The 24,237-nt window shown below is 35.6% G+C and carries 33 protein-coding genes and 1 pseudogene; 10 read left to right on the plus strand and 24 right to left on the minus strand.

Annotated elements, in window-relative coordinates:
• Positions 1-70 precede the first annotated feature (70 nt).
• The 12 genes from F887_RS08380 to F887_RS08325 form a co-directional block, all read right to left on the minus strand.
• Positions 71-517 (minus strand): hypothetical protein, encoded by a 447-nt coding sequence (locus tag F887_RS08380; RefSeq protein ID WP_005294430.1) that lies wholly within the window; start codon positions 515-517, stop codon positions 71-73.
• 278 nt (positions 518-795) lie between these two features.
• A complete protein-coding gene (locus F887_RS08375; protein WP_005294433.1) occupies positions 796-1,530 on the minus strand; it encodes a hypothetical protein in 735 nt (244 codons plus the stop codon).
• Positions 1,531-1,781: 251 nt separating this feature from the next.
• A complete protein-coding gene (locus F887_RS08370; protein WP_005294435.1) occupies positions 1,782-2,510 on the minus strand; it encodes a DUF2971 domain-containing protein in 729 nt (242 codons plus the stop codon).
• 144 nt (positions 2,511-2,654) lie between these two features.
• On the minus strand, positions 2,655-2,909 hold the full coding sequence (locus F887_RS08365; RefSeq protein WP_005294439.1) for a hypothetical protein: 255 nt from the start codon (positions 2,907-2,909) through the stop codon (positions 2,655-2,657).
• A 14-nt stretch (positions 2,910-2,923) separates the two neighbouring features.
• The gene (locus F887_RS08360; protein WP_005294441.1) at positions 2,924-3,361 is read right to left on the minus strand and encodes a hypothetical protein; all 438 of its coding nucleotides are present in this window, start codon (positions 3,359-3,361) and stop codon (positions 2,924-2,926) included.
• A 3-nt stretch (positions 3,362-3,364) separates the two neighbouring features.
• Positions 3,365-3,775 (minus strand): DUF1064 domain-containing protein, encoded by a 411-nt coding sequence (locus tag F887_RS08355; RefSeq protein WP_005294444.1) that lies wholly within the window; start codon positions 3,773-3,775, stop codon positions 3,365-3,367.
• Positions 3,772-4,149 (minus strand): HNH endonuclease, encoded by a 378-nt coding sequence (locus tag F887_RS08350; RefSeq protein WP_005294447.1) that lies wholly within the window; start codon positions 4,147-4,149, stop codon positions 3,772-3,774. The genes F887_RS08355 and F887_RS08350 overlap by 4 nt, the downstream gene beginning before the upstream one ends.
• Positions 4,146-5,051, minus strand: coding sequence for a helix-turn-helix domain-containing protein (locus tag F887_RS08345; protein WP_005294450.1), 906 nt, complete (start codon positions 5,049-5,051; stop codon positions 4,146-4,148). The genes F887_RS08350 and F887_RS08345 overlap by 4 nt, the downstream gene beginning before the upstream one ends.
• Positions 5,048-5,344: a hypothetical protein gene (locus tag F887_RS08340; RefSeq protein WP_005294452.1), complete on the minus strand. Its 297-nt coding sequence runs from the start codon at positions 5,342-5,344 to the stop codon at positions 5,048-5,050. Before F887_RS08340 ends, F887_RS08345 begins: the two co-directional genes overlap by 4 nt.
• Positions 5,341-5,532, minus strand: coding sequence for a hypothetical protein (locus F887_RS18660; RefSeq protein ID WP_005294455.1), 192 nt, complete (start codon positions 5,530-5,532; stop codon positions 5,341-5,343). The genes F887_RS08340 and F887_RS18660 overlap by 4 nt, the downstream gene beginning before the upstream one ends.
• Positions 5,533-5,607: 75 nt before the next feature.
• Positions 5,608-6,060 (minus strand): phage regulatory CII family protein, encoded by a 453-nt coding sequence (locus tag F887_RS08330; protein WP_005294459.1) that lies wholly within the window; start codon positions 6,058-6,060, stop codon positions 5,608-5,610.
• Positions 6,061-6,084: 24 nt separating this feature from the next.
• Positions 6,085-6,336 carry a hypothetical protein gene (locus F887_RS08325; protein ID WP_005294460.1) on the minus strand — a complete coding sequence of 84 codons (252 nt, stop codon included), beginning with the start codon at positions 6,334-6,336 and terminating at the stop codon, positions 6,085-6,087.
• Positions 6,337-6,469: 133 nt separating this feature from the next.
• Here F887_RS08325 and F887_RS08320 point away from each other — a divergent pair, with 133 nt between their 5' ends.
• From F887_RS08320 to F887_RS08280, 9 genes are all read left to right on the plus strand, one after another.
• On the plus strand, positions 6,470-7,135 hold the full coding sequence (locus F887_RS08320; RefSeq protein ID WP_005294464.1) for a LexA family protein: 666 nt from the start codon (positions 6,470-6,472) through the stop codon (positions 7,133-7,135).
• A gap of 20 nt (positions 7,136-7,155) precedes the next feature.
• Positions 7,156-8,061, plus strand: coding sequence for a hypothetical protein (locus F887_RS08315; protein WP_005294465.1), 906 nt, complete (start codon positions 7,156-7,158; stop codon positions 8,059-8,061).
• Complete coding sequence (locus F887_RS08310) at positions 8,058-8,507, plus strand: hypothetical protein (protein ID WP_005294468.1); 450 nt, start codon at positions 8,058-8,060, stop codon at positions 8,505-8,507. The genes F887_RS08315 and F887_RS08310 overlap by 4 nt, the downstream gene beginning before the upstream one ends.
• A gap of 1 nt (position 8,508) precedes the next feature.
• Positions 8,509-10,503 (plus strand): AAA family ATPase, encoded by a 1,995-nt coding sequence (locus F887_RS08305; protein WP_005294470.1) that lies wholly within the window; start codon positions 8,509-8,511, stop codon positions 10,501-10,503.
• 116 nt (positions 10,504-10,619) lie between these two features.
• Positions 10,620-10,817: a hypothetical protein gene (locus F887_RS18665; RefSeq protein ID WP_005294473.1), complete on the plus strand. Its 198-nt coding sequence runs from the start codon at positions 10,620-10,622 to the stop codon at positions 10,815-10,817.
• Positions 10,818-10,821: 4 nt separating this feature from the next.
• On the plus strand, positions 10,822-11,367 hold the full coding sequence (locus F887_RS08295) for a hypothetical protein (RefSeq protein ID WP_005294476.1): 546 nt from the start codon (positions 10,822-10,824) through the stop codon (positions 11,365-11,367).
• An 11-nt stretch (positions 11,368-11,378) separates the two neighbouring features.
• Positions 11,379-12,098 (plus strand): ERF family protein, encoded by a 720-nt coding sequence (locus tag F887_RS08290; RefSeq protein WP_005294478.1) that lies wholly within the window; start codon positions 11,379-11,381, stop codon positions 12,096-12,098.
• A 212-nt stretch (positions 12,099-12,310) separates the two neighbouring features.
• The gene (locus F887_RS08285) at positions 12,311-12,541 is read left to right on the plus strand and encodes a hypothetical protein (protein ID WP_005294480.1); all 231 of its coding nucleotides are present in this window, start codon (positions 12,311-12,313) and stop codon (positions 12,539-12,541) included.
• 2 nt (positions 12,542-12,543) lie between these two features.
• Positions 12,544-13,665 (plus strand): phage integrase Arm DNA-binding domain-containing protein, encoded by a 1,122-nt coding sequence (locus F887_RS08280; RefSeq protein WP_005294482.1) that lies wholly within the window; start codon positions 12,544-12,546, stop codon positions 13,663-13,665.
• A 139-nt stretch (positions 13,666-13,804) separates the two neighbouring features.
• Here the strand turns inward: F887_RS08280 and F887_RS18315 are convergent.
• The 5 genes and pseudogenes from F887_RS18315 to F887_RS08260 all read right to left on the minus strand — a co-directional run.
• Positions 13,805-13,945, minus strand: a pseudogene (locus tag F887_RS18315) (G:T/U mismatch-specific uracil/thymine DNA-glycosylase); the annotation flags it as partial.
• A gap of 157 nt (positions 13,946-14,102) precedes the next feature.
• A complete protein-coding gene (locus F887_RS08275; RefSeq protein ID WP_228129825.1) occupies positions 14,103-14,726 on the minus strand; it encodes a LysE family translocator in 624 nt (207 codons plus the stop codon).
• A 70-nt stretch (positions 14,727-14,796) separates the two neighbouring features.
• A complete protein-coding gene (locus F887_RS08270; protein WP_005294487.1) occupies positions 14,797-15,618 on the minus strand; it encodes an AraC family transcriptional regulator in 822 nt (273 codons plus the stop codon).
• A gap of 162 nt (positions 15,619-15,780) precedes the next feature.
• Positions 15,781-16,041: a hypothetical protein gene (locus tag F887_RS08265; protein WP_005294488.1), complete on the minus strand. Its 261-nt coding sequence runs from the start codon at positions 16,039-16,041 to the stop codon at positions 15,781-15,783.
• A gap of 181 nt (positions 16,042-16,222) precedes the next feature.
• Positions 16,223-17,320 carry an LLM class flavin-dependent oxidoreductase gene (locus F887_RS08260; protein WP_005294490.1) on the minus strand — a complete coding sequence of 366 codons (1,098 nt, stop codon included), beginning with the start codon at positions 17,318-17,320 and terminating at the stop codon, positions 16,223-16,225.
• 259 nt (positions 17,321-17,579) lie between these two features.
• Here F887_RS08260 and F887_RS08255 point away from each other — a divergent pair, with 259 nt between their 5' ends.
• Entirely contained in the window at positions 17,580-18,065 is a 486-nt protein-coding gene (locus F887_RS08255; RefSeq protein WP_005294492.1) for a DUF2867 domain-containing protein, read from the plus strand.
• Positions 18,066-18,146: 81 nt separating this feature from the next.
• On the opposite strand, the gene F887_RS08250 is transcribed toward F887_RS08255, so the two are convergent.
• The 7 genes from F887_RS08250 to ftsB all read right to left on the minus strand — a co-directional run bounded on the left by F887_RS08250 (position 18,147) and on the right by ftsB (position 24,139).
• Positions 18,147-20,477, minus strand: coding sequence for a TonB-dependent receptor (locus F887_RS08250; RefSeq protein WP_005294494.1), 2,331 nt, complete (start codon positions 20,475-20,477; stop codon positions 18,147-18,149).
• Between the two features lie 133 nt (positions 20,478-20,610).
• A complete protein-coding gene (locus tag F887_RS08245; RefSeq protein WP_005294495.1) occupies positions 20,611-21,486 on the minus strand; it encodes an MBL fold metallo-hydrolase in 876 nt (291 codons plus the stop codon).
• Between the two features lie 10 nt (positions 21,487-21,496).
• Positions 21,497-21,907: a DUF6691 family protein gene (locus tag F887_RS08240; protein ID WP_005294496.1), complete on the minus strand. Its 411-nt coding sequence runs from the start codon at positions 21,905-21,907 to the stop codon at positions 21,497-21,499.
• A complete protein-coding gene (locus tag F887_RS08235) occupies positions 21,904-22,323 on the minus strand; it encodes a YeeE/YedE family protein (protein WP_005294497.1) in 420 nt (139 codons plus the stop codon). The genes F887_RS08240 and F887_RS08235 overlap by 4 nt, the downstream gene beginning before the upstream one ends.
• Positions 22,324-22,458: 135 nt before the next feature.
• The gene (locus tag F887_RS08230) at positions 22,459-22,935 is read right to left on the minus strand and encodes a DUF6438 domain-containing protein (RefSeq protein WP_005294499.1); all 477 of its coding nucleotides are present in this window, start codon (positions 22,933-22,935) and stop codon (positions 22,459-22,461) included.
• A gap of 144 nt (positions 22,936-23,079) precedes the next feature.
• A complete protein-coding gene (gene ispD / locus F887_RS08225) occupies positions 23,080-23,784 on the minus strand; it encodes a 2-C-methyl-D-erythritol 4-phosphate cytidylyltransferase (protein WP_005294501.1) in 705 nt (234 codons plus the stop codon).
• A complete protein-coding gene (gene ftsB / locus F887_RS08220; RefSeq protein ID WP_005153300.1) occupies positions 23,768-24,139 on the minus strand; it encodes a cell division protein FtsB in 372 nt (123 codons plus the stop codon). Before ftsB ends, ispD begins: the two co-directional genes overlap by 17 nt.
• Positions 24,140-24,237 lie beyond the last annotated feature (98 nt).

Genomic DNA, 24,237 nt, shown 5'->3' on the forward strand with positions numbered 1-24,237 from the left:
TCAGCAAATGCTAGATACAGGAAGGATTCGGAGGCTCCTATACCCATTGCAAAACTTAACTCCCAATTTCTCAACTATAACTCTGGTATTCCTGGCTTTTAAAATATGCTGCAATATCCCTAGAAGACTTTGGTTTAGAGCGATGTTGTAATGATTTCAATATTTCAGAATCAAAATTTATATCATGTGGGATATCTTCAAGTTTGGGGGGCATTCTCTTGACCCCACCTTCTGTAACTTTCTCAATGAGATTGGACAACCACATTACGAATTGATCTTTTTTTTCAGGGTTGGGAACAAGACTCAAAAAAACATTTAAATGATCGCTTGGTGGTTCTTCTTGCAACCCTCTTACAAAGTTAATGCGGCTATACATCAACCTTAGATCAGTATCTTTTAATTCTTCCCGCAGTACTTCAACAATCGAACTTAAGCATTCTTGAAGTGGCGTGCTAAATTTATTTTCACGATCAAAACGCTTATAGATATTGTCTGCAATACGTAAATATTGTGGCATTACTCAAGCTCCGCTTTATAGTGAAAAAAGTATCTCTAATAAAATTATTAACTTAAAGTAAAAATTGTTTAACTCTTTGTAAACATTGTAATTCAATTTTTCCACTTAAATTTAAACAAAAGTAAAAATATCTACTGATTAGGAGGGCATTATTTTTCTGTTAAATCCCTAAATCCGAATTTAACATATTTATAAAAATTAAATTTTTTCATAAGTAAAGTTTAAGGAGGTATCTGTAGTCATTTATAGAAAAATTTACCCCCTTTTAAGGTTTTATTTTACTTATCAACTTGCGAAGTAATTTGAATAATTTCTTTATACTCTACTAATTTAAATATTTTCTCATTTTCAATACATTTTTTTAACAATATTTTATCTCCATTCATATCAATCAATTGCCAATTACTTACGTCATCCTTTATCTTGACAAAACTTGAATTGAACGCATTTTTATTTACCAATCTTCCTTTATCACAACCAATTGTATAGGGTGCAAATATTATTAAAAATAGAAATAAAATTTTTAAAAAACCATCAAAATTTGATATAGCTTTACTTTGTTTCTCTTTAATTGGCCCTACAAATCCATGGCTATTTAGATTTCTTTTATCACGTTCCAATGTGATCATGAACATGACTGCTAAGGTATTTAAAATAAACAGTATTATTTCCAAATTAATTGAAATCTGGTGTTCAGAAAAAAAATAGCCAATCACCCATCTTCCAACCACGTACACAACAAAGCTTATGTATGTAATTATCTCAACAGCTTTATACTTTAGCTTAAATCCTAAGTAACATCCAATAGCAACACCTACAATTGAAGCAAGGCTTACTCTAAAAGATGAAATAAATAATTGTTGAGGTGATAGGTTTTGGATGTACCAATCTGCACCAATTGTATTATAAAAACCTATTTTATAAGTTAAAGATATTCCAACACTTATAAAAAATAAGATTGTAAGCATCTCCAGTAAATTTGCTTTTTTAAAAAAAACAACCATTAGATTCATTAAGTAAACATCTGAATATTAAAAGCATTCAATCATACACAATTGTTACGAGAATTTTTACTGTTTATAGATAAATACCTTACCTTCTATCAACATCTGCTCATTTCGACAATATGTGCATAAAAAATCTAGATTGTAAATATCACCATTACCACACAGTACATTATTCTCTGTAACTTTAATCTTGGATAGATTATTTACAGACCACAAATTTCTTCCATAAAAAAGCCACTGAAGTAGGGATTAAGGGTTTAGATAATTTCGTAAAGTTCAGATTTCACAATTTCAATATCTAAATTAATTCTTTCAAGCAGGCTTATAATTGTTTTAGTCTCCCATTCCGAAGTATCTGGAGATATGTAAATTTTTTTAATTAATTTTTTAATATCTACAGGTGCCTTCATTGTAACGGGAGTACTTCTAATTACTTCAAGAGATTGATTGCGAGCTATAGTTACGATATTTAATATCCCTTTGTTATTTTTATTATTAAATGGTCGTAAAATCACTCTGTACTCATTTTCATGTTTAAATGATTTCCTCTTATAGAATTGGCATCTAAAAATCTCATCAATTTGTTGAGATGCTTTGGTTTTTTCATGTTTATTATAATCAATATACGTCACATTATTAAATTCAAACATCATTTCAGGATGTTCTAAAATTGATTCCTTTAGTGCTTCTAAATTTGATTCAATCGCAATAGAACCATTTTTACTTGCATATAAATCCCACATTGCTGCAGACTCATATTCATTTGAATGCCAACAGGATACATAACTATTAAATCGAATAGCTTCAGAAAGTTTCTTTAATTGATCCTGCTCTCCTGGGAAAACTTTACTTAATTCATTTTTATAAAAATATTGATCATACCCCTCATATGTATCTTTAAAAGAATTAATTCTTTGAAAATGTAACTGCTCTGTTAAAACTAAATTGAGAAATTTTATTAAATCCATAAATTTCCAAAGCTTCATTTTACTTCCTTTGCTTTGATTTAAACTTAAAATTATATGATGATAAAGAAAAGCTCGCATTTATAATGCGAGCTTTTAAAAACTTTGTGAACTACTATAATTTCATCCAGTATAACAGAAATATGCCACAATCCGTCTAGACAGTCAAATTATTAAATCATGGGATTCGATTTGCAAACGATAAAAAGCCATTCGAATGATGAGTGCATATGCTTCTCGCAAAGCATCCTCGAGGACCACCCCTTCATTAAGATATAACTTTATAGTTATAACACCATTAGCAGATGTTTTTTGTACTCTGAATATTTTCAAAAGCTCTTCACAATTTTCTTCTTCAAAAAAATTATTGCACTGTTTTTGGGAAACACTTTTATCTAACTTTATAAATTTCCAAGCCATATGATAACCCACAATTAATTTTTTAATCTTTTATCATGTCCAGCAATATAAAATCTAGCACAACTAACCATAATTGCTGCTTGAGCTTTAGACTGATTAGTTTCTTTTGCAACCATACCTAATCCTTTATTCTCCACCTTATTTTTAATTAAGCAAATCAAAGCAAACTTTGTTATGAAATCAGTATTGTCTGAGTTCATTAAGCTACGTAGTAATGCCTGCACCTGATCCGCTTCATAATCATCTATATTACAACGAATATAAGACTTGCCCTTAGGCATCTTCATACCCGCTTCACGCATCAACCAGTAAATCTGATTGATATGCAGACCATCAGGTAAATCACCACCCTTCATGCGCAAAGTTTCACACCAAGCACCGAACTGCTCTAACCATCCATCAATTGTGTACTTAGACCAGTCCATGGTTTTATTTGTATTGATTGCATTCATTGTTCATACCTCTTTAATATCAATGCCGTGAACCGTTTTCATTAAGTGTTTTTTAGTGCGATAACTTGGTAACTTTCTAGTTGCTGCTGACTTCACATCTTCAACTATGTATTTATCCGCTATGTAGTATGTGAAATCAGCAAAATATCTAACTGCTGGCTTTGCCCGCTTCTCACCTTCAAGTTTGGTTTTAGATGCAAGTTCAAATTTGGTGTGATGGTCTAGGCTAGTTATCTCCCCACGTTGCTGCATGGCTTTGAGCTGAATGTACCGCTTATGTTCCTTCTTGCTGTCAAACGTCATGCCATCAAGCTCAACTTTCTGAGCATTGAACTTGTTGCGTTTAGTAGCCTTAGACTTATCGCATTGCTTCAAAATGTCACGGCGGTACTGATCGATGCTCATTGAGGTCATTCAGGTTTAACCTCATTGAACTTTTCAAAATAGAAAACAACTGGCTTTGCTACAAACTCAACTAATCCGAAACGCATTAAATGACGAATTTGAGAACAGTCACGAATAACTTGTACATCTCGATAATGCGTCAATAGTTCTCGCCATGACTCCAAAGACAAAGAGCGTTTGTTGTGGTTACACGGCGTGCAAGCAGGCATTAGATTCTCATAAACATCATTTTCAGGCTTTGTTGGCTTGCCTGTGACTAGATCTCTAACCACAGCTTGCAGATGGTCTGGATGCCACTTTCCATTTAAATCCTCGCCACAGTAAGCGCACTTTCCACCAAACTTCATTTTTAATTCTGCACGTTGAACCTCTGTGAGCTTCATGCTGCATTCCTCTTTTGCTCAAAGCCCACAGCAGTCAAATACTCAGCCCACTTTTGGATATTCATGGGATCTTTCAGCATGGTTTCTAAACGAACTGCTAGTTGCTCATGAGATTCGTTACCTACGGCGTATTTTCCGAAATCAGGAAGACGGGATAACTTCCCTGCTAAAAATTTGATTTGTTTTTCAGTGAGGCTGTTTTCAGATTTTGATTCCTGTTTCTTGCTTGGTTGAGCAGAACGATTGATACGGTCAAGCTTTGCATTTGCCTCAAGTAACCAGTTTGCAAAGTGGTAAATCATGAGTTCATCACACATAGATTTTTCAGCATTGAATTTTTCGAATGCTCTAAATTCACGATTGAACCAACTTGCAGAGATGATTTTGTTTGGATCGATCTCAGGATTTGCTTGAGCAATTTCCTCACTCAATTTTTTTGAACAAAGCCAGTGTTTTTTATTTTTAGATTCTAATGAGAGATTCATTGGGAGGTTCTGTGTCCCAATATTGGTACTGGTTGCAGTACCGTTTTTGGGACTACTGGCAGTTCCGTTATTGGTACTAGTACCGTTTTTGGAACCAGTACCTAAATTGGTACCCGTTCCGTTTTTGGTACTGGTTGGATCTTCATCTTCACGGCCAACAACTCCAATCAGTTGATAGATTTTCACTCCGTTACCCGTCGTTTTACCTGTAAATTTTATGAATGCAGCTTCTTCAAGTTCATCCAGAACTTTAATGATTGTTTTACGGTTAAGTACTGTATCTTTCTCCAAGCGCTTTAAGCTTGGATAGCATTTGTGTTCATCACCAGCACGATCGGCTAAGGCAAGTAAGACTAGTCTTTGGCTTGATGTTTTGACCGCTGCCTTAAATGCCCAAATGGTTGCATCTAAACTCATAACTCACCAACCTTAGGTCGAATATATCCACCCATAAATTCAACCATCTGAGCGTTATACAAACTCGTCTCAATCTCACCAGCCAAATACAACGTAATACGGCCACGGCGAGCAAGTTGTTGTCTGAACTCTTCACGGGTGATTGCCGCATTTTCTTCGCTGTATCCACGCCTACGCAGATTCGCTTTGTTTCTCTCGAGCAATTTATTAAGAAGCTCCAATGCAGGTTCATACCAAGATTGAACGGCTTGGATCTGCTTAAAATCTGGAAGTCGTTTTAACTGTTGATTCATGTCATCTCCTTTTGAGCATACAAAGCTCTACTTAGAAATTTAGAAACGTCATCGCTAATCACACGGCAGTTTTTAGAAATATGGTTTTCAATATGGCGATCTGCGCCCATGATCAATGTGATTTGCGTCGAATCATCGGAATTGTGTTTATCTTTGCCAGACTGTTTTGCTAGATTGTGTTCGTTCATATTTTAGTCTCGCTTAGCAAGTATGAATAAAAGGTCATAAAACCGCTTCCGCTGCTAATAACAGGAAGCGGTTTTTTATTTGCCCTGAATACAGGCATGAATTTGTTGTTCCAACGTGGCAAGCAGTACATGCATGTCGTGGATGACCTTGGCCATGTCGATTGCCTCACCTTTTGTTATTCGTCCGTCAGCAAGCATTTCTCTAAATTGCTTGCTTACGTTGCCCTTCTTGATACTGATATTGAGAAAGGTATCCATCAGGCAACTGTCTCTTTTGCTCTCTGGTATATCTGGTAAGTCGATGGCAGCTTTACCGTGTTCTGCACAGATCGCCTGTAGTATTCGGGAATCCCCTGTTATGCCCATCAACTTTGAAGCTTCGAGCAAAGTCAGGTGATGCGTTTCCGTGTTTGGGTTGACCTTGCTGTTAAGTACCGCAGGGCTTTTGATACCCATACGTGACGCAAGCGCATTTGCCCCGCCCTTAAAGTCGTGAACCGTGTGGTAAGCCGCATCTAATATGTTCATTGCGAGTCCTTTTGAACGTGTTTATTAGATGGCTACTTCATTACCATTTTGGTTAGGTAATGTTTGAACTGGATACAACCCAAAATGTTGTAAGACTTCCTGTTCAGAAACTTGCCCATTACTTGCTTGAACTAAAGCTGTACGGAGCTTTCTACGTGGTTCTTTATACCCATACAAAAGATGCGTCTTTAGATAACCACTTGTTGTGCCTGCAGCTTTTGCATACTTTTCTAATTGTTCAGGAGTCATTTTTAAAATGAAGTCTCGAAATCGCATAGATTGATCCTCTCTAACCAATCTAAATATTACCTTTTAGGTAATGTAAATACAACCTTTTTTCTTGTTTACCTTTTTGGTGATAAAACTACAATTGACATATGTGACTAGTCACAGAGCATTCAGGATAAATATGGACAGCAAATCAATTAGATACAAAAATACTCGTTTACTTGTTGATCAAGTTGGCGGTGTATCCAGTTTTGCTGACAAAATTGGGAAAGGTCAATCGCAAGCAAGCCAATTCGCTGGAACTAATCCGATTAAAGGAATTGGTAACAAAGTTGCCCGTGAAATAGAGATTGCTTTTGATAAACCTCATGGGTGGTTAGACTTACCTCATGAACAGGAAATCACATCTACAGATGTAAATATTTCTGATCCTATTCCTTTAATTGGTAAATTAATTCCAGTAATTTCTTGGGTACAAGCTGGTACTTGGACATCAACGGAAGCTATACCTTCTGATACTCAGTTTGAAGAATGGCTTCCTCCAAATCCTAAATGTGGAAAAAATGGCTATGGTTTAGAAGTTGTTGGTGAATCAATGCTTCCAGACTTCCGACCTAGTGACAAAATATATGTAAATCCTGACTTTCAAATAAGTGATTTAAAAACTGGTGATTTGGTTATCGTTGCATGTGAAGGGGAAACAGAGGCAACGTTCAAGAAATTGATCGTAGAAAGTAACGGTATGTATTTGGAGCCTTTAAACCCTAAATGGCTTGAAAAAATCATAGAGCTTCGTGAAGGATGTAAGCTTGTTGGGAAAGTTGTTGGATTATATAGGGATGTATAAACATAATTAAGGAAATTAATATGAGTGATATTTTTTTTAATTTTGATGGGGATAAGTGGGAAAAGTTTTGTGAAAAAATGATTCGTCATCATTACACACAACCATATTTTACTTCTGTGACCGCAGACGATCGTGGCGACTGTGGATTAGAATTCTTTACTAAAGATGGTAGTATTTTTCAATGTTATTTTCCAGACCCACAATACTCCATGGCCGAATATAAGAAGCATGTTCAAAAAAAAATACGAACAGATATTATGAAATTAAAAACTTATGAAAAAGATATAAAAAATTTTTTAGATGATATAGTTATTAAACAATGGGTTTTATTATTACCAGATAATAGAACAAAAGACCTTATTACCTATTGTAATAGTTATAAAAGGAAAATTTTATCTGAAAACGTAAGTTACTTACATCCTGTAGACTTTGCAGTAAAAATTGAAACCGCTGATAGTTATCCTGCATCAAAATTATATGCATTAAAATATGGAGATGAACTAATAAATCTTCCATTTAAACATATTGATGAAAGTGCGATAAGCAGCTTTAAAGATTCATATTTTGAAAAAAATATATCTAGGAAATCTAGTTTCATTTCAAACAAACCTGAAGTTTTCGCCAATAGCATGACTAATAAATATTTGAAAATTACCAATTATTTAGAGGATCTTAGAGATAATTTTCCGGATACTTTTCAAGAAGTAGAAGAGTGTGGTCGTATGCTTTTAGGGAAAATGCAAGATTTAATTGAAATAGAAGGTATGGACCCTGATCTTAAATTTATTAAAGCAGTTCGAGATCAAAATGAATTAGAAATAACTGAAATTTTTAATTCAATTATCTCAAAATTCAACAGAAGTGAATTATCATATGGCTATATAGCCAAATGGATTGCAGAATGTAATATGGATTTTGAACAATGAGTAAATTATTAAAATTAAAAATTGATAATAAACCTTATCCTGTACCTGTAGAAATGCGCCCCTTGTGGCGTATTAGTCTTGTAATTATTATCGTAAAAACAATGTTGCTTAAAAACAAAACCATTGATTTAAAAAAATTAAATGTCATGCTATGGATGCTTATCAGGAATCAAAAATGGGGTGAGTTTAAGAAATTTTTAATAGAAAAAGAGTACCCTGCTCCTTTCATATCTTCTGATCAAGCAAATTATATTGCAATTGAACTTACTTTTAAAAAGGATTTAATTAAGTTCAATAACGAAAAAATTGAAACCACACCATTAGCTAATAATTTCTATGAAAACATATTAGAGCATAACTTATTCAATGATGAGATTATATTTTTAGAAAACCATCTATCAAAAATAACTTATGACAAAATAGAAAAAATGATGGGGAAAAAGTAAAATGCTTGCACTACAACTTATTGAATTAAATATAACTGTTAACACGATACAAAACAAAGTATTTTCTACAAAAATTCCATTTAAAACAGGTCTTAATGTTATTCGTGCTGACAATACTTCAGGTAAATCTACTTGTGTGAATGCCATTGCTTATGCACTGGGTTTAGAGTCTATTTTAGGACCTCTTAAGAGTAAACCATTCCCGAAATCACTATATGAAACTATTAACGATAGTAAAACTGATGGTATAAGTTACAATGTTACTCATTCTTATGTTGAACTAAAAATTCAAAATAATGAACACAAGGAGGTAACTGTAAAACGACTTATTAAAGATCAAAATAATATTATCACTGTAAATGAGAACGGTAACACACAAGATTATTTCTTAAAATCATATGGAACCTTAGGATCTGCGAAGTCAGAATACGGTTTCCACAATTGGTTAGAAAACTTTATGGGTTGGGAACTTCCTTTGGTCCCTCATCTGAATGGTGAAAAAGTAAAATTATATCTTGAGGCCATATTCCCTTTATTTTTTATAGAGCAAAAAAGAGGTTGGTCTGAAATACAAGCTAATGTGCCAGTTAATTATGGAATAAAAAATGTTAAAAAAACGGCAATTGAGTATGTTTTGGATATTTCAAATTTTGAAATTGAAAACAAGTTAAATACTCTAAGAAATAAGTTAGACCATTGCGAAGATCAATGGAAATTTTTATCTAACTCCATAGAAGCCCTCTGTGATCTTTCAAATTTCAATTTTTCAGAAATAAAACCAATTGGTAATCAAACTTTTCCTATTGAATATTTTATTAGTGGAGTGAATGCTGATATTCCTTTACATACTGCTAAAGTTTCCCTCCAACACGCTTTAAAAGCTGAAAATGAAAATGTACCTAGTGATAATAATTTAATTGAAGAAATTGAAGATCAGAAAGATAAACTTAGAAGCTTATATGAAAGTCTGTCAAATCTAGAACAATTAAAGGAAAACTTACAGACAATTCAATTTGATTCCGTTAAAAAAGTTAAAGTTTTGTTTAATGATCTACAACGTTATAAGCAATTAGATTTATTAACAAAATTAGGTTCTGAAAACAACTTTACTGTAGATTTAGAAGAGTGTCCAATTTGTCATAATGAATTATCGGACTTCTTGCATATTTCACATAAAAAATCAAACATTACTCCAATGACACTTGAACAAAATATATTATTCATCAAGGAACAGTATGATTTTATGAATAATATAGGCAAAAAACATTCTGAAGAAATTTCAACCTTAAATCATAAGATTCAGCAAAAACTTCTAATTTTAAAAGAAGAAGAGGCAAAACTTAAAAAGCTTGAGAATGATTATTCTGAAGTTTTTGGTGACGTTCATTTTCAAATTAGAAAAAAAATTGAGCTTGAAAAAAAGATTGAAGATATCGAAAACTTTATTGAAAAAACAAGTAATTTTGAAGAAAACTTAGTAAAACTACAATCAAATTGGCAAATAACCTATGAGAGCTATTCTTTATTAAAAAAGAAACTTAGCGACACTTCGGACTCAAAAACTATAATAACTTTAGAAAAGTTAATGCAAAAGAACTTAGATCTATTTGGTTTTTCAACCTCCGAAATAGATAGAATCACCATTTCTCGCAATACTTTACGTCCAGAGCAAAATGGATACGATATTATTGCTGAAACTTCAGCAAGTGACTATATTAGGACTATATGGGCCTTTACGTTAGCACTATTAGAATTAGCTACTAATAGTAAATTAAATATTAAGCACGGAGGTTTTGTAATCTTCGATGAACCACGTCAACATGAAGCTCGAACTCAAAGCCTAGACGATTTAATTAAATATTCTTCTCAAATATTTGAAAATTCAGGTCAAGCAATATTCACTACAAGTTTTGAGAATCTAGAATCGTTAAGTAGTGACTTTGAAAAGGCCAATATAATTTATTTTGATGATTACATATTGCAAGCCAAAAATTAAAAGGTAATTTATCACTTGCAATAAATTACCTTTTTGGTAATATTTATCTTACAGACAACAAAAAGCACCCCTGCCTTCGAACTCATGGGTGCTTTACAGTAACCTGCGAGATAAGTATGAAACAAAAGCCTATACCGAGTCAAACGTCCCAACGTTTACACCAACATCCTTCTGCTACTGATTATCAGGTCAGTACACTCGACTTCATCAAAGCAAACCTAAAAGATGCGCTTAAGCTCTTCCCTATTATTTTAGTCGTTTTCCTACTCTGGCTTGTCCTTACCTTTGTCATTTACGGCATCTTTGGAGGATAAGCACATGGGACAATTACATACAGCTTCTAACCCAAAAATCAAACCTTTCAACGGCTCATTATCGAACAAAATACAACCGACAAGCTATGACGCACAGCGACTTGTAAGCCCTGTAAATACTGGGGTTTCAGCATCATATACACAGGGTAAGACCAAGAATTTGGAGCCTGTCATGCAAAAGAAATGCTACACCACACCTTTCGCGCAATTCATCTGTAAAGACGTGAATGGCTACTACAACGTACGCCTTGGCCCAAAAATTTATCTGGTCAAAGTATCGTTAAATTACACCCCTGATTTTGATGGTGAATTCTTTGGTGGCGCTCAAGCCCCACGTTTTCAATGGCATTCTATTCTGGTTAAAGAATCACTTGAAAACGAAGCACGCCCGATCACAGATGAAGAATTATCCGTGTATTGGCTAAAAGGTAATATCAAGAAAATCGTAAATTACCAACGTGCCATAGAACGCAGAGCGAAAAGCCAAACACCACGCTATAGCAAAGAACAGCGTATCAATTACCGCAACGCGCAATATAACGGTGCCTAAGGAGATTTATGATGAATGCAGCCGTGAATCAACAAATGGCATCAACAAGTACACTAGATGCCTTACAACTTATACAGCTTGAGTTAAAAGCACCAAAGAGCAAATACAACAGCTTTGGTAAATTCCATTACCGTAGCCTTGAAGACATACTTGAAGGTGTTAAACCACTATTGCAAAAGTATGGTGCGACCCTTGTGGTCAGTGATGAAGTACAAGAGATTGGCCCTGTAGTGGTGATTACGGCCAAAGCTGTCTTTACCGATGCCGATGGTAAACAAACCATGACTACTGCACATGCTGGTGTGGAGATCAATAAAAAAGGAATGGATGTAGCTCAGACTTTTGGTTCTTCCAGTTCATATGCCCGTAAATACGCATTGAATGGCCTGTTCCTGATTGATGATACCCAAGATGCCGATACTGATGCCTACCATCAACAAAGCAATACGCAGACTCGCAACAATCAACAGAATGCACCTGCTCAAAATCAGCAACGCAACCAAAACCAACCACCTGCACAGCAACAACGTCAGCAGCAAAACCAAACTGCACCACCCAATGCGGCTCAACAACTGACCAATGATTTTCAGCAGGCTTTAAACGCAATTCATCACACCAACAAAGAAGCAGATCTAGGTGCGATCTATAAGCAGTTTAAAGGCACTCGCTATGAAGCTCAGATTGTGCAGGCCTGCAAGGCAAAAAAGGACATGGAGGGTTGGAGTGCGTAAAAACCTACATCTTTAAGTATGTGGCCAAGCTTCACGGCAAAGGCAGCTTACGAGGACGTGTAGAGGCTACGACAGCTCTCCAGGCGAAACAGCAGATATTGCAAGACAATGAATTGATTAAGGATGTCTCAGTATCGCTATTAACCAATCAAAAGGCTGCGCGCATGCAGCCTTTTGAAAAAAATAAATAACTAAATTAAGGTGAAATATTTATGTCTTGCTTAATTCGAGTATCTGAATTTATTAAAAGAGTCTATGGAGAAGCTAGCGATGGTGCGACGCCTCCTACTCCTCAAACCATCACACGTAAATGCCGAATAGGTAAATTGCCTGCTGAATTACATGGTGCAGAAGATGGCAAACGTGGTACCTGGTACATCAACTGGGAAGCTTATGAAAAGCAAACTGGCGATGAGTTAGTAAATAAAGTATTGCAAGGTTAAAAATGTCACGGTCAAGAAATGCAGGCAACAAAGACTTGCCTGCGAATCTCTATAAAGCGAATGGAAAGTCATGGCGATATCGCCATCCTGATACGGGTAAGTTTCATTCCATGGGGAGTAACAAGTCAATTGCAGTCCAAGCTGCACGCAAACTTAACTCATTACTGATTCAGGAAGAAGATTATGTTTCTAGTGTCACAGGCAAGACAATCTCATTTAAGGATTTTTGCGAACAGTTTTTAGAAGAAAAGAGACGTAAAGATGGTCGGCCTTTATCTGAAAACACAAAGAAGAATTATAAGATCCATTTAAACCGAATTTACAGGGTTTGGGGCAAGATATCTTTAGACTCAATTACTTTAAAAATGGTAAATGATCAATTAGATGAACTGACACCATCAAACAGAAAGGCGATAAGAAGCTTACTGTGCAATATTTTTGATGTAGCGATGAGTAAAGGGATCTGTCCTGATAATCCTGCACGCATCACTTTGACAAAGCATGTCCAGAGACAGCGAAAACGCCATACTCTTGCAGGTCTACAACAGATTAGGGCTCATTCCCCATTGTGGCTCCAAAACGCAATTGATTTATCTCTTTTAACCACACAAAGACGTACTGATATTGTGGCCTTGCGTTGGACTGATATTTACGATGGATACATACATATTGCACAACAGAAAACCACGACCGATTCAATGGATGAATTTGAGGTTATGGAAGGTGCTGGGTATGTGCGAATTAAAATTGATGCAGAACTCCAAAAAGTTTTAGATCGATGCAAACCAGATAAAGTTCTTACTCCATTTGTAATTCATCAAATCCCTAAGCGTAAAACCAAGAACGCAAATAAAGAGCATTGGACTCAAATTCTCCCTCAATATTTATCCGAAGAGTTTTTGAGGATTGTTAAACGTGCTAAGGCATATCCAGATCTGAAAGGTAGGCAAATTCCGACTTTTCATGAAATACGAGCATTGGCTATTTTTCTGCATAAAAAAGCTGGTCGTAGTGCTCAGGCTTTGGCTGGTCACAGCTCAGTAAAAATGACAGAACATTATGAGGCAGGACATGAAATTGTTTGGAATGATGTAGATGTGGGAATCGCCCTGCCATTTGCTTAAATGACATAAAATCTTTTAACAAATGGGGTTTGTAAGTTATTGTTTTCTATGATTTCTATAAGTCCCATTTTTGCGTTAAAAAACACTGATTTTTATAGCTATAATTAATATAAATCAATGTCTTAATTTGATTTCACTTCATTACATTTTGATAATTCGGATAGTAAAAATCCATCTTCCAACGAGTTTGCGGCGGTGGAAAACTGCCGAGCATTAACAGCTTTGCAGTCGCAGGTAAAAACGGTTGTAATGGATGTGTTTCTATTTCTATATCAGTCATTTATATAAAGAGCCAAATTTTAAATTGAGCGAAAAGTTTCGTTTATTTTATAGAATTTTACGGTTTTTTGCTTGGGTCTTTTGTTGGTGAAAATTTCACCTTCAATAAAATATTCTAAATATCTTTTTCCATTCAGTTTTAAATAAGACTAATATTTTTATAAGCGAATGAATAAGATCGTTAAACCTAAAAAAACAATAATAACTCCAAAAAATCTGTTGATATAAATACCGATTTTAGAACTTCCTTTGACATTAACAGCAATTTTTCCAGCTAAAAATACGAGAGGAACTTGTATTAATAACATTACAATGATCAACTCAAGACCAAGTATTAACATTTGAAATGTAACACGACCAGCTTCGATACGAATGAACTGAGGAATAAAAGCCAGGGTAAATATGATAGCTTTAGGGTTTAAAAGATTAGTGAGTAATCCTTCTGAATAAATTTTTTTACAGCTTTTCTTAGACTTAATGTTATCAATACTGAGTGGATTATTATTTATAAATATACTAACACCAACCCACAAAATGTATAACGCACCAATAATTATAAAACTTTTATACAATACAGTAGAAGAATAAATTAATGCCGTTACACCAGCAATCGCAAATAGGATATGGAACATCACTCCAGTCACAGCACCAAATACAGTGATCAATCCCGCCTTAGCCCCCAGACTCATTGTATTCGATAATGCACGTAACATATCAGGACCTGGAATGAGCGTTAAGATCGTAGCAGAAATAGCAAATAGCCAAAGTGTTGAAATATCCATAAACATCATTTGAAACGTTAAATAGATATATTTTCAATATCTCTAAACCAACAAGATAGAATGATATTGCTCAGTGACTGAAGTTACGATAGTTACGAGGAGTAATCCCATAAGTAGATTTAAATGCTCTTCCTAAATGAGATTGATCAGAAAAGCCACAACTAGCTGCAATTTCTGCGATATCACGACCTGTCGAAAGCATTCTTTTAACTTGCTGTAGCTTAAGTTGCCGTTGATAACGACTTGGGGACAAACCAAACTTTGCTGTAAATTGACGACATAAATGGAACTTCGATATGCCTGCTGCTTGCGCTAATCTATCTAGGCTAATTCCTTCGAATTGATAATCATGAAGATATTCCTTTGCCCGTATTAAATGTAATGACGCTAAACTCTTTTGACTTGCAATTTCTTGTGCTCTAACAGAAGAAAATACGTGAAGAAATTCAGCCATGCAATTACTCCAAACAACGTCTCTTTCAAATTTATCAGTGTCTATGGTTGTTAGAACTGTGGCAGCTTCACAAAGCTTTTTCGCAAATATATTTTGCTTTAGACCTGCTACAATATTCGGAGGTAAATGCATTTCCATACTTTCAGCAGTATTAAATACACTCTCCACCTTAGGATAGAACATAAAATATCTACATCCTTGCTCCCCAACGACTGTTCCGGCATGGACTTCCCCAGGAGCAATGATGCTGACTTCACCACACTTAACAATCCCCTCCATTTTTCGTTTAGCACTATTGTTATTTGCCCCTCGCAATACAACACCAACTGACCAAGTATCATGCCAATGTCTTTCAAACTCATGGTCGGAAAAATCTGCTACAAGTAGCTCCAAGCCATCTAGATCGTCAAAACAATGTATTCGTGCAGAATTTTTCATATCAACTCAATCTTAAAGATTTAGATAATTCCTAATGAATGTTAAATTAATTATAAGTTTATCTTAAAGAAAATCTCCATTATTTTTTTGCTTCATATTTAATAAAATGCCAATCCCTACAACTGTCATTTTATTAAATTAGTGCTTACAAAATATGCATTCTTAAGCATTAAATTGTGATTGTGTCATTTCACCTAAATAACAAATCGAAATGGCAAATAAATTCTCAGGCTGTGTTGCTGGATCATTCTTTTGGATCCACTCTGCCCCAATGATACTTAGCTCATTTAATTTAGATTTGGAAACGGGCGGCAAGAACGTTTCTAAGGGCAATTGGATACTGAAATTTCTCGTATTGCCGTTATTGCTCTTATCATTAAACGTATAACCAATTAAATACCAATGATATTTTTGTTCAGACATTTGTTATTCTCAAGTTTAATTGTTGAACTATTTTTATATCATAAAAAATAGACAGCACTACTTAGAAATCGATCGAGTTGAAGAAATTTTTCATATAAATAAAGGACTCATAGCACATCAAGACAATCCTTAACAGGTTAAGGATTGCCGCTCAAAATGTAAATAAAGTATATTCCTCAGGTCATGTAACCGATTTCAACAGCCCTTTTTGTTTTAAAATTGGTAAAACATGCTCTCTAAAATATGGAAATTCTTTCGTATAATTGAGAAAAGATAAGGTACTACCTGAAAAACCAGTTTCATGTAACTGTATTAGCCCTTCTGCAACTTGTTCAGGAGTACCAACTAAGGGAAAACCACCATGACCAATAGCAATCCGTTGACGTAAATCTTCTCGCAAATCTGCAGGAAACGATTTGCAAAATGCAAATAAAGTATCCATTAAACGTTGCACTGCACCATGATCCGCATGATTCAGTTGTCTATTCCACTCTGCTTTGGCTTCTTGTTCTGTAGGACGACAAATCACGTGTGCAAAAGTCAGGACTTTAATTTTTCGACCTAAATTTTCTGCCTCTGCTTTAAGTTCTTTTATTTCCACAACAGAACGTGCTAGATCAGAAGCAGGCGTAAATAAGAAATCTGAATTTTTAATAGCAAACTCACGACCTTCTTTGGAACCAGCCGCATTAAAAATCGGGGGAAATATTTTAGGATTCGGTTTGCCGTAAGTACCTTGTGTTTGAAAAAATTGACCTTCCCAATTAAATGGCTCAGTGCTCTGCCAGGTTTTTTTGATTAATTCGTACCACTCTTGCGCATAGCCATATCTTGTTTCGTGATCATCAGGTAATTGCAGGCCCATTGCATCATATTCAGGTTTATTCCATCCCGCGACAATGTTTAGCCCCACACGATTATCACTCACCTGTGCCATGGTTGCGATTTGTTTTGCGACTACAATCGGATGATTCAGCACAGTATGTAGGGTCGCAAAAATCTGAATATTTTTAGTTTTGGCTAATAGTGCAGATGTCCACGTTACGGTTTCCAAAACAGTACCGTGAAAATCTTTTTCACCGCCATGACCAATAAAGCGTGCAGCAGATAGCATGAAATCAATTCCTGCTTCATCTGCCATTTGCGCTAGTTCTAGGTTTTTATCCCAACTCGCATCCCAACCATCATCCAATGTTGATGGTGTTAGGCCTCCTGAACAATTAGAAGCAAAAATACCAAGTTTAAAAGAATCAGATAAATTGAAGTTATGTTGAAGCATGATTTTTCCTTTTTCATATGAATAGTTAAGAGGTAGGAATAAAATTTATTTATTGAGTAAAGTTAAGCTTTATAAAATTTACACATTTCACCATTTTATTAGAGGATATTTTCTATACATAGCTACTTAATTATATGAAATATGTTTAAATTTTCTATAAATAAAAAAGATTTAATAAGTATTAGTGATTGACATCACTTCAAGAATCAAACTATAAATTAAAGGAATTTTCATGTAAATATAAAATAAAGGAATTGGGATGCAAAATCAAAACGACATCACTCCTTTGGTTGCCCCACTTGAAGCATTAAATTTCCTGCATAAAGATTATCGATATATCAATAAACAACTCAATGCTCTTCAAGCCTATCAGCTGATGACAGGCAATCCACCATTTTGGCTACGCGTCGCCTTTAGAGTCAGAGATTTTTGGAGCTTTAAATTGGCAGGTGTACAACCAATTCAGGGTTTTGGCTCGTTAAAAGCACAAATTGTTCAAGTTAATGAAAAATTAGATTTTTTTGATGTAGTAAAAATCAGAGAGACAGAATTATTTTTACAATCAACAGATAAGCATCTACGTGTATTAGTAGCCTTACAGATTAATGAACATGATGACACCCAAAATAAGCTCACCGTTACAACCAGTGTGGTGACTTATAATTTTTTTGGAAAGATTTACATGCTGCCTGTCTCTTTAGTTCATGGCTTGATCGTCAGAAACTCATTAAAAAATTTGAATTAATCTGTTGAGCGGATCATCACTAAAAGCGGATATTCAATATCGCTTTTAGTGAATAGACTCGAAGTTGTAGACCAGATAGCTCTAGATCTTCATATTAATTCCAAGTTGAAAACCACGCCCTGGTAACGGTGCTATATATTTCAATGGAGAATTATGCGGTCTCGCTTCCTCATTCAGTAGATTTGAGCCGTTCAGGAATACGTCAATATCAGAATTCTTTAACTTAAGATGCTTGCTGATTTGCATATCAAGCATATTAAAAGCAGGTAATGGTACTTCCTCCGAAACATTCTTCCCTAGATATTTTGGCTTATCATAATAAATGCTTGATAAGCGTGCTGCCCAATCCCCTTTACTCCACTCTACGCTTGCACCATAACGGCTTGTTGGCATGTTCGGTAAATAATTGCCGTCATTAAATAAGCTATATTGATTTGGACTTAAGTTTTTATTTTTTACAAAATCAGCAAATGCACCAAGCGTAAAAAGACCAAACTGTTGAGCATTAATTTTTTGTTTTAAATCAACCTCAAACCCTGTGATTTCAGTATCTGTTTGTGTCCAGTATTTCAGTGGTAATCGATTTGCTACTTGATTACCAGAATGAGTTAAGTACAGATAGTTTTCAAATTTCATCTTATATACAGTGGCTTCAAGATTAAAATCTTTATAACTAAATAAACCTGTAAGCTCTGTATTCTTGGATTTTTCAGGTTCTAGCTTTTGATTTCCTTGCTCATTAATCATAATCGAATAATGGTTGCCACTAGCATAAAGTTCATTGAGCTCTGGTGCGCGCTCCGATACAGAATATCTAAGCTTCATGCCTAAATAGTCATTCATTTTCAGATAAGAGCCCACACTGTAGCTATCGAGATCGAAACTGGTATCTTGTAGTGTTGTATTGGCGGAATTACGAGAACTCTTAAAATCGCTGGCTTTGATTGCATGATCCAAACGTTCTTGGCGATAGCCCGCATCGAAAGACACGCGATCCAGATCAATTTTTTCTTGGATAAAGAACGCCTGAGTTTTTGTTTTCACATCAGGAAGGTAACGTAACTTGCCCTGACCTTCGACAGTTCGATTACTTAGACTAGCGCCCACTAATCCACTTAAATAAGGCAGAGCTTGATGTCTCAGTAATAATTCGGCTTGTTTGGTATCAAAGCGGTAATCATTTGCAAGTTGTGTGCCTAAGTATTCACCAGAGCGATTGATCACCTGATTCGCTTTGAAATCGATTCCCTTCAGGAATGGTGTATCGAAGTTAAATTGACTATCCAATGTATATTTTCGTTGATCCGTCTTTATCCCAACAGGCAGACCATCATCATAGGACGATTGAAATGACTTATTTTCTAAAGAAAAACCAGGGACACCATAGGCATTTTTCTTTGAATCTGCGCTCAGGCCAATATAGCCATTATCTACAAAATAGGTCGTCCCGATCGCATAGTGCTGATTTTCTAAATAGCTATTACCCAATTTCCGATTATAGTTTGGCGTTACATCATTATTAATTCTGTTTTCTTTAAACTTAGCCGTATCAGGAACATACTCTGGATTAATAGGATTGGTATATGTTTTACCACTCCAAACGGATGTAGGTTTATCTGTATAAAATGAAAACTTCCCATCCGCCCAATCCGGATTTTCAGTCATGAATTGATCAATATATTTTTGTGATGCTGTGTTGTAGATCTGCTGGATACGGGAATCCTTTTGACAAGCATCCGCCAATGCTGAATTTACGCCTCCTGTGGCAGGAAAAACAGCACTATTACAAAGTTCGGCTTTACTCTGCCCAGGAATCTTATAAGACGAAATGTCCTGTTTAGAAAATAAGAAGTTAGTTGAAAAATTACTTTGATTATTCAAATTCAGTTTAAATCCATGAGCATCTGCACTATTCCAACCTTTTCGTACAGCCAACTCTAAACTATGATCTTTCTTTGGCATTTCTTTGCTAATCAGGTCGTTCTCAATATTTACACTGCCACCAATTGCGTTTCCGCCGTATCGCACACTATCAGAAGATTTATTTACCTGAATAGATTGGTTAAATAATGGATCAAAAGGAATATTAATATTGCCACTGACCGCATTCATTCCATAAGCTGAAAGTCCATCCTCAAGAATTTGTACGCGATTACCACTTAAACTGCGGATGACAGGTGCACCAGAGTTTGGGCCAAAAGCACTACTTTGCACCCCTGATACATGCTTAAGCGCATCTCCCAAAGTTTGATTTTCTGCCTTTCGATTCTTTACAACGATATTGTTTCCAATTGAAAGATCAGTTTCTGCTTTTAAACTAATATTTGGCAAAATGACAGGACTATCCTGCTCATTTGCAGATGCTTGTTGATTGATAAATAGAATGGCTAGTGCCAAGGCTTTGTAACGCACATTGAACTCCTTATTTTCAATTGTTATGTTATAACATAACAATTAAGTGTTCAAACAAAACCTAAGCTCCATTTTTCATTCTTAATGTATGTGGAAAGGTCATCGCTCAAATCCTTTTGAGCTATTCAGTTTTTTATGATTGATTAAAGTAATTTAGAGGCAACTTTAAGTAACGGATTCCATTTGATTCTGGTTCAGGGAAATGCCCAGCATTCATATTCATTTGGATTACTGGAAGTATCAGTTTGGGCATAGACAAAGTTTTATCACGCGCTTGACGCATCTGAACAAAGTCTTGCTTCTGTGTCTTTGCATTTAAATGGATATTGCTTCGCTTCTGCGAACCGATATCGGTCTGATAAATATATTCATCTCTGCCTTCAGGTTTGTAGTCATGGCATAAAAAAACACGGGTTTGCTCAGGTAATTGATACAACTTTTGCACAGACTCAAATAAAGTGTCAGCACTCCCTTTAGGAAAATCACAACGCGCCGTGCCATAGTCTGGCATAAATAATGTATCACCAATAAAAACTGCATCACCGATGACATAGCTTAAGCACGCTGGCGTATGACCTGGTGTCGGTATGTTATATGCCTTCAAATTTCCAATGCTAAAATTTTCATTGTCCTGAAATAGATAATCGAACACTTGATGTGTATTAAAATATTTAATATCAATATGATAAATCGCACTAAAAGTGTCTTGAACAATTGCGATCTTCTCACTCATAGCAATTATTCCACCAAGCTTCGACTTTAAATATTGTGAAGCCGTTAAATGATCGGCGTGAACATGTGTCTCCAAAATCCATTCAACAGTCAATGCCTTGGAATCAATGTAAGTAATAATCTTATCTGCTTGCTGAGTTGATGTTGAAGCCGAAGCTGCATCATAATCTAGGACACTATCAATAATGGCGCAATGCTTTGTTTCAGGATCATGTACAACATAGCTAAAAGTATTGCTATTTTCGTCGAAGAAGGCTTTGACTACTGGATATTGCATTGACTCGCTCCTACTGCTTGGCCCAAAGGCGATGGATCAACATGCCAAGTAACATTGCTCCAATAAAATACCAAATCTCAAAATAACCAAGTCCAATTAATGTAATCGCAGGTGCTGGGCAAATTCCTGCAATCCCCCAACCGATCCCAAATAATACCGCACCAATGATTAACTTCCGATCAATTTGAGTGTTTGTTGGTAATGCGATTGTTTCACCAAATAAGGTTTTTGGATGACGCAATGCCAGCTGAAATGGGATAAATGCAACTGCAATTGCACCAATCATGACAAACATCAGACTGATATCCCAATTCCCGGAAATATCTAGAAAACTTAACACTTTTTCGGGATTTGACATGCCTGAGACAAGTAAACCTAATGCAAATATGCTGCCAAACAACAGAGCTAGTAGATTTTTCACAATACAGCCCCTGCAAGATGACGTATTACATACACTGTTATAAAACCCGCAAACATAAACGTCATCGTGGCAATAACTGAACGGATTGATAATCGACTCATCCCACAAATACCATGCCCACTGGTACACCCCGAACCCAGACGGGTTCCAAAACCAACAAGTAAGCCTGCGATAATTAATGCCAATGGCGATGAAGTCATGATGATTTCTGGCTGCACAAAAATTTGATAAATAAATGGAGTAAGAATGAGCCCCAACAAAAACCAGAATGCAGAACTACTAAAAAATGTTTTTGGCTTTAATAGTTGTGCGATTAGTCCACTAACACCTGCAATTCGTCCATGGACATATAAGTAGCCTACGACTGCGAAACCAATCAGTGCACCACCAATCAACGCTAAGATAATGCTGGTCATTGTCCTCTCACATTTCAATATATGTTTTTATAATATGTTATTTTAAATATTAACTAAAGCGTAAATTGATCTCTGCAACTAAAAAGGCTTAATTACCTTTGATAATTAAGCCTCTCTTTAAGTTCTAAAGTGAACTTAACGTACTAGATCTTCAATACCAATCAATTTAGGTAATTTTTCGATTACTTTATTCAACTCAGCATTTGCTGGTGAGATACAACCCGTGTAATGGCTGAGTTTAGTAACTGTACCATCTGGACGCTTCCAAGAAAAATAAGCACTTTGATGATCGCTAGCCGTTTCTGCACAACCCGTCGTTTTTACGTTTGCACCTGTTGCTGGATGGTAAGTTTTCAACTCTTGCTGTAACTTTTTATAGACCGAAGGATCAACTTTTAAATCCTGAGTGCCTGTTACTTTAGTGTATTGTTTTCCATCAAAGTGAACATCCCCTTCAGGTGTAACCTCAACAGAATAGATTGGACATGTACCAAAACAAGGACTAGTCGAATAACGAATGCTTTCTTGTACATTGTCTTGAGGTTGTTGAGATGTTGTAGCGCAGCCAACGAGAGAAAAAGCGAAAAGGCCAGCAAGTAATAATTTTTTCATTTGTTGATCCGTTATAAAGTATGTTGTTCAAATTTAACAAATAGTAGAAATTTTGTCATTTAGATTGATGTAAAAATCAATAAATTTCATTTAAATTTACTTAGGCTATTTTAAATAGCAGGTCAAAAATATTTATTTGATGCATTAAGAATGAGTTTGCGCTTGAAGGATTAATCGAGCCAGTTCTAAATCGTCTGTATAAGTGATTTTGATGTTATCTGAACGTCCTTGCACTACTTGCACCACTTCGTTCACGTGTTCTAAAGCACTTGCTTCATCAGTAATTGTTATTTGTTCTGCCAATGCTGTTTGGATCGCATGTTTAAGAACACCAAGCTTGGCCATTTGTGGTGTCTGCGCCTGCCACAAAGATTCACGACTCACTGTTTTCTCAATTTGATTTTGGCTTGCGACGTATTTAAGCGTATCACGGACAGGAATTGCTAAAATTGCGCTTTGGTTAGAATCTTGAGCTGATTGAACCAACCGTTTTAAGCAATCCTCAGCTACACATGGCCGTGCTGCGTCATGAACCAAGACCCAATCATCTTCATCAGCAATTTCAGATAAATAGATTAAGGCATTCAGAACAGAATGCACTCGTTCTTCGCCGCCAGTGCAAAAATGCAATTTGTGTTGATGCTGAAAAGAAAGCGTTTTGGCAAAGCTATCCTGCTCACCGATTGCAAGTACACAGCCGGCTAAATCTAAGCTATTCAAGCGATTAACCGTATGTTCAAGTACAGTATGATTTTGAATATATTGATATTGTTTTAATTCAGTTTTTGAAAAACGACTGCCCGAACCTGCTGCTGGTACAACCGCCCACAGCTTAGTCTGGGTTTTCATTTGTTGCGGTATCTTCTTTTGCGTTTGGATCGATATAGATAGGTTTGTAATGGGTACTGATCGTACTCATTTGCACAAAAGTTTCATTCGGTTTGACCAAACCTAAATCTAAACGGGCATGCTCTTCAATTGCTTCACTGCCACTTTTTAAATCAAAAACTTCAGCAGCTAAAATACGGTTTCGCTCTTTGAGCTCAGTATTAATTTCTGCTTGTTGGGTAATTTGTTGAGTCAAAGCTTGGTGAGGAAAATAACCACCCTCACCTAGCCAAAATTGGTACTGCAAGCTTGCCACCAAAAAGATGACAAGCAACAGAATCAATTTACTCGAGGTCGATCGAAACATATCTAGCATGAAAAAATCCCTACATCCTTCTCAAAGGAAGATCATCTGCAAATTCTATAGGATTATGAATTTGCAGAGTTTCTGTCTTTTGTAAAGAAAGATGATCA

This window comes from Acinetobacter sp. NIPH 2100, assembly GCF_000369805.1.
Taxonomy (GTDB): Bacteria; Pseudomonadota; Gammaproteobacteria; order Pseudomonadales; family Moraxellaceae; genus Acinetobacter.

Bases quoted from the DNA above. Each gene is read 5' to 3' on its own strand.
- F887_RS08380 (WP_005294430.1), bottom strand. From the start codon at position 517: ATGCCACAATATTTACGTATTGCAGACAATATCTATAAGCGTTTTGAT.
- F887_RS08375 (WP_005294433.1), bottom strand. From the start codon at position 1,530: ATGAATCTAATGGTTGTTTTTTTTAAAAAAGCAAATTTACTGGAGATG.
- F887_RS08370 (WP_005294435.1), bottom strand. From the start codon at position 2,510: ATGAAGCTTTGGAAATTTATGGATTTAATAAAATTTCTCAATTTAGTT.
- F887_RS08365 (WP_005294439.1), bottom strand. From the start codon at position 2,909: ATGGCTTGGAAATTTATAAAGTTAGATAAAAGTGTTTCCCAAAAACAG.
- F887_RS08360 (WP_005294441.1), bottom strand. From the start codon at position 3,361: ATGAATGCAATCAATACAAATAAAACCATGGACTGGTCTAAGTACACA.
- F887_RS08355 (WP_005294444.1), bottom strand. From the start codon at position 3,775: ATGACCTCAATGAGCATCGATCAGTACCGCCGTGACATTTTGAAGCAA.
- F887_RS08350 (WP_005294447.1), bottom strand. From the start codon at position 4,149: ATGAAGCTCACAGAGGTTCAACGTGCAGAATTAAAAATGAAGTTTGGT.
- F887_RS08345 (WP_005294450.1), bottom strand. From the start codon at position 5,051: ATGAGTTTAGATGCAACCATTTGGGCATTTAAGGCAGCGGTCAAAACA.
- F887_RS08340 (WP_005294452.1), bottom strand. From the start codon at position 5,344: ATGAATCAACAGTTAAAACGACTTCCAGATTTTAAGCAGATCCAAGCC.
- F887_RS18660 (WP_005294455.1), bottom strand. From the start codon at position 5,532: ATGAACGAACACAATCTAGCAAAACAGTCTGGCAAAGATAAACACAAT.
- F887_RS08330 (WP_005294459.1), bottom strand. From the start codon at position 6,060: ATGAACATATTAGATGCGGCTTACCACACGGTTCACGACTTTAAGGGC.
- F887_RS08325 (WP_005294460.1), bottom strand. From the start codon at position 6,336: ATGCGATTTCGAGACTTCATTTTAAAAATGACTCCTGAACAATTAGAA.
- F887_RS08320 (WP_005294464.1), top strand. From the start codon at position 6,470: ATGGACAGCAAATCAATTAGATACAAAAATACTCGTTTACTTGTTGAT.
- F887_RS08315 (WP_005294465.1), top strand. From the start codon at position 7,156: ATGAGTGATATTTTTTTTAATTTTGATGGGGATAAGTGGGAAAAGTTT.
- F887_RS08310 (WP_005294468.1), top strand. From the start codon at position 8,058: ATGAGTAAATTATTAAAATTAAAAATTGATAATAAACCTTATCCTGTA.
- F887_RS08305 (WP_005294470.1), top strand. From the start codon at position 8,509: ATGCTTGCACTACAACTTATTGAATTAAATATAACTGTTAACACGATA.
- F887_RS18665 (WP_005294473.1), top strand. From the start codon at position 10,620: ATGAAACAAAAGCCTATACCGAGTCAAACGTCCCAACGTTTACACCAA.
- F887_RS08295 (WP_005294476.1), top strand. From the start codon at position 10,822: ATGGGACAATTACATACAGCTTCTAACCCAAAAATCAAACCTTTCAAC.
- F887_RS08290 (WP_005294478.1), top strand. From the start codon at position 11,379: ATGAATGCAGCCGTGAATCAACAAATGGCATCAACAAGTACACTAGAT.
- F887_RS08285 (WP_005294480.1), top strand. From the start codon at position 12,311: ATGTCTTGCTTAATTCGAGTATCTGAATTTATTAAAAGAGTCTATGGA.
- F887_RS08280 (WP_005294482.1), top strand. From the start codon at position 12,544: ATGTCACGGTCAAGAAATGCAGGCAACAAAGACTTGCCTGCGAATCTC.
- F887_RS08275 (WP_228129825.1), bottom strand. From the start codon at position 14,726: ATGGATATTTCAACACTTTGGCTATTTGCTATTTCTGCTACGATCTTA.
- F887_RS08270 (WP_005294487.1), bottom strand. From the start codon at position 15,618: ATGAAAAATTCTGCACGAATACATTGTTTTGACGATCTAGATGGCTTG.
- F887_RS08265 (WP_005294488.1), bottom strand. From the start codon at position 16,041: ATGTCTGAACAAAAATATCATTGGTATTTAATTGGTTATACGTTTAAT.
- F887_RS08260 (WP_005294490.1), bottom strand. From the start codon at position 17,320: ATGCTTCAACATAACTTCAATTTATCTGATTCTTTTAAACTTGGTATT.
- F887_RS08255 (WP_005294492.1), top strand. From the start codon at position 17,580: ATGCAAAATCAAAACGACATCACTCCTTTGGTTGCCCCACTTGAAGCA.
- F887_RS08245 (WP_005294495.1), bottom strand. From the start codon at position 21,486: ATGCAATATCCAGTAGTCAAAGCCTTCTTCGACGAAAATAGCAATACT.
- F887_RS08235 (WP_005294497.1), bottom strand. From the start codon at position 22,323: ATGACCAGCATTATCTTAGCGTTGATTGGTGGTGCACTGATTGGTTTC.
- F887_RS08230 (WP_005294499.1), bottom strand. From the start codon at position 22,935: ATGAAAAAATTATTACTTGCTGGCCTTTTCGCTTTTTCTCTCGTTGGC.
- ispD (WP_005294501.1), bottom strand. From the start codon at position 23,784: ATGAAAACCCAGACTAAGCTGTGGGCGGTTGTACCAGCAGCAGGTTCG.
- ftsB (WP_005153300.1), bottom strand. From the start codon at position 24,139: ATGCTAGATATGTTTCGATCGACCTCGAGTAAATTGATTCTGTTGCTT.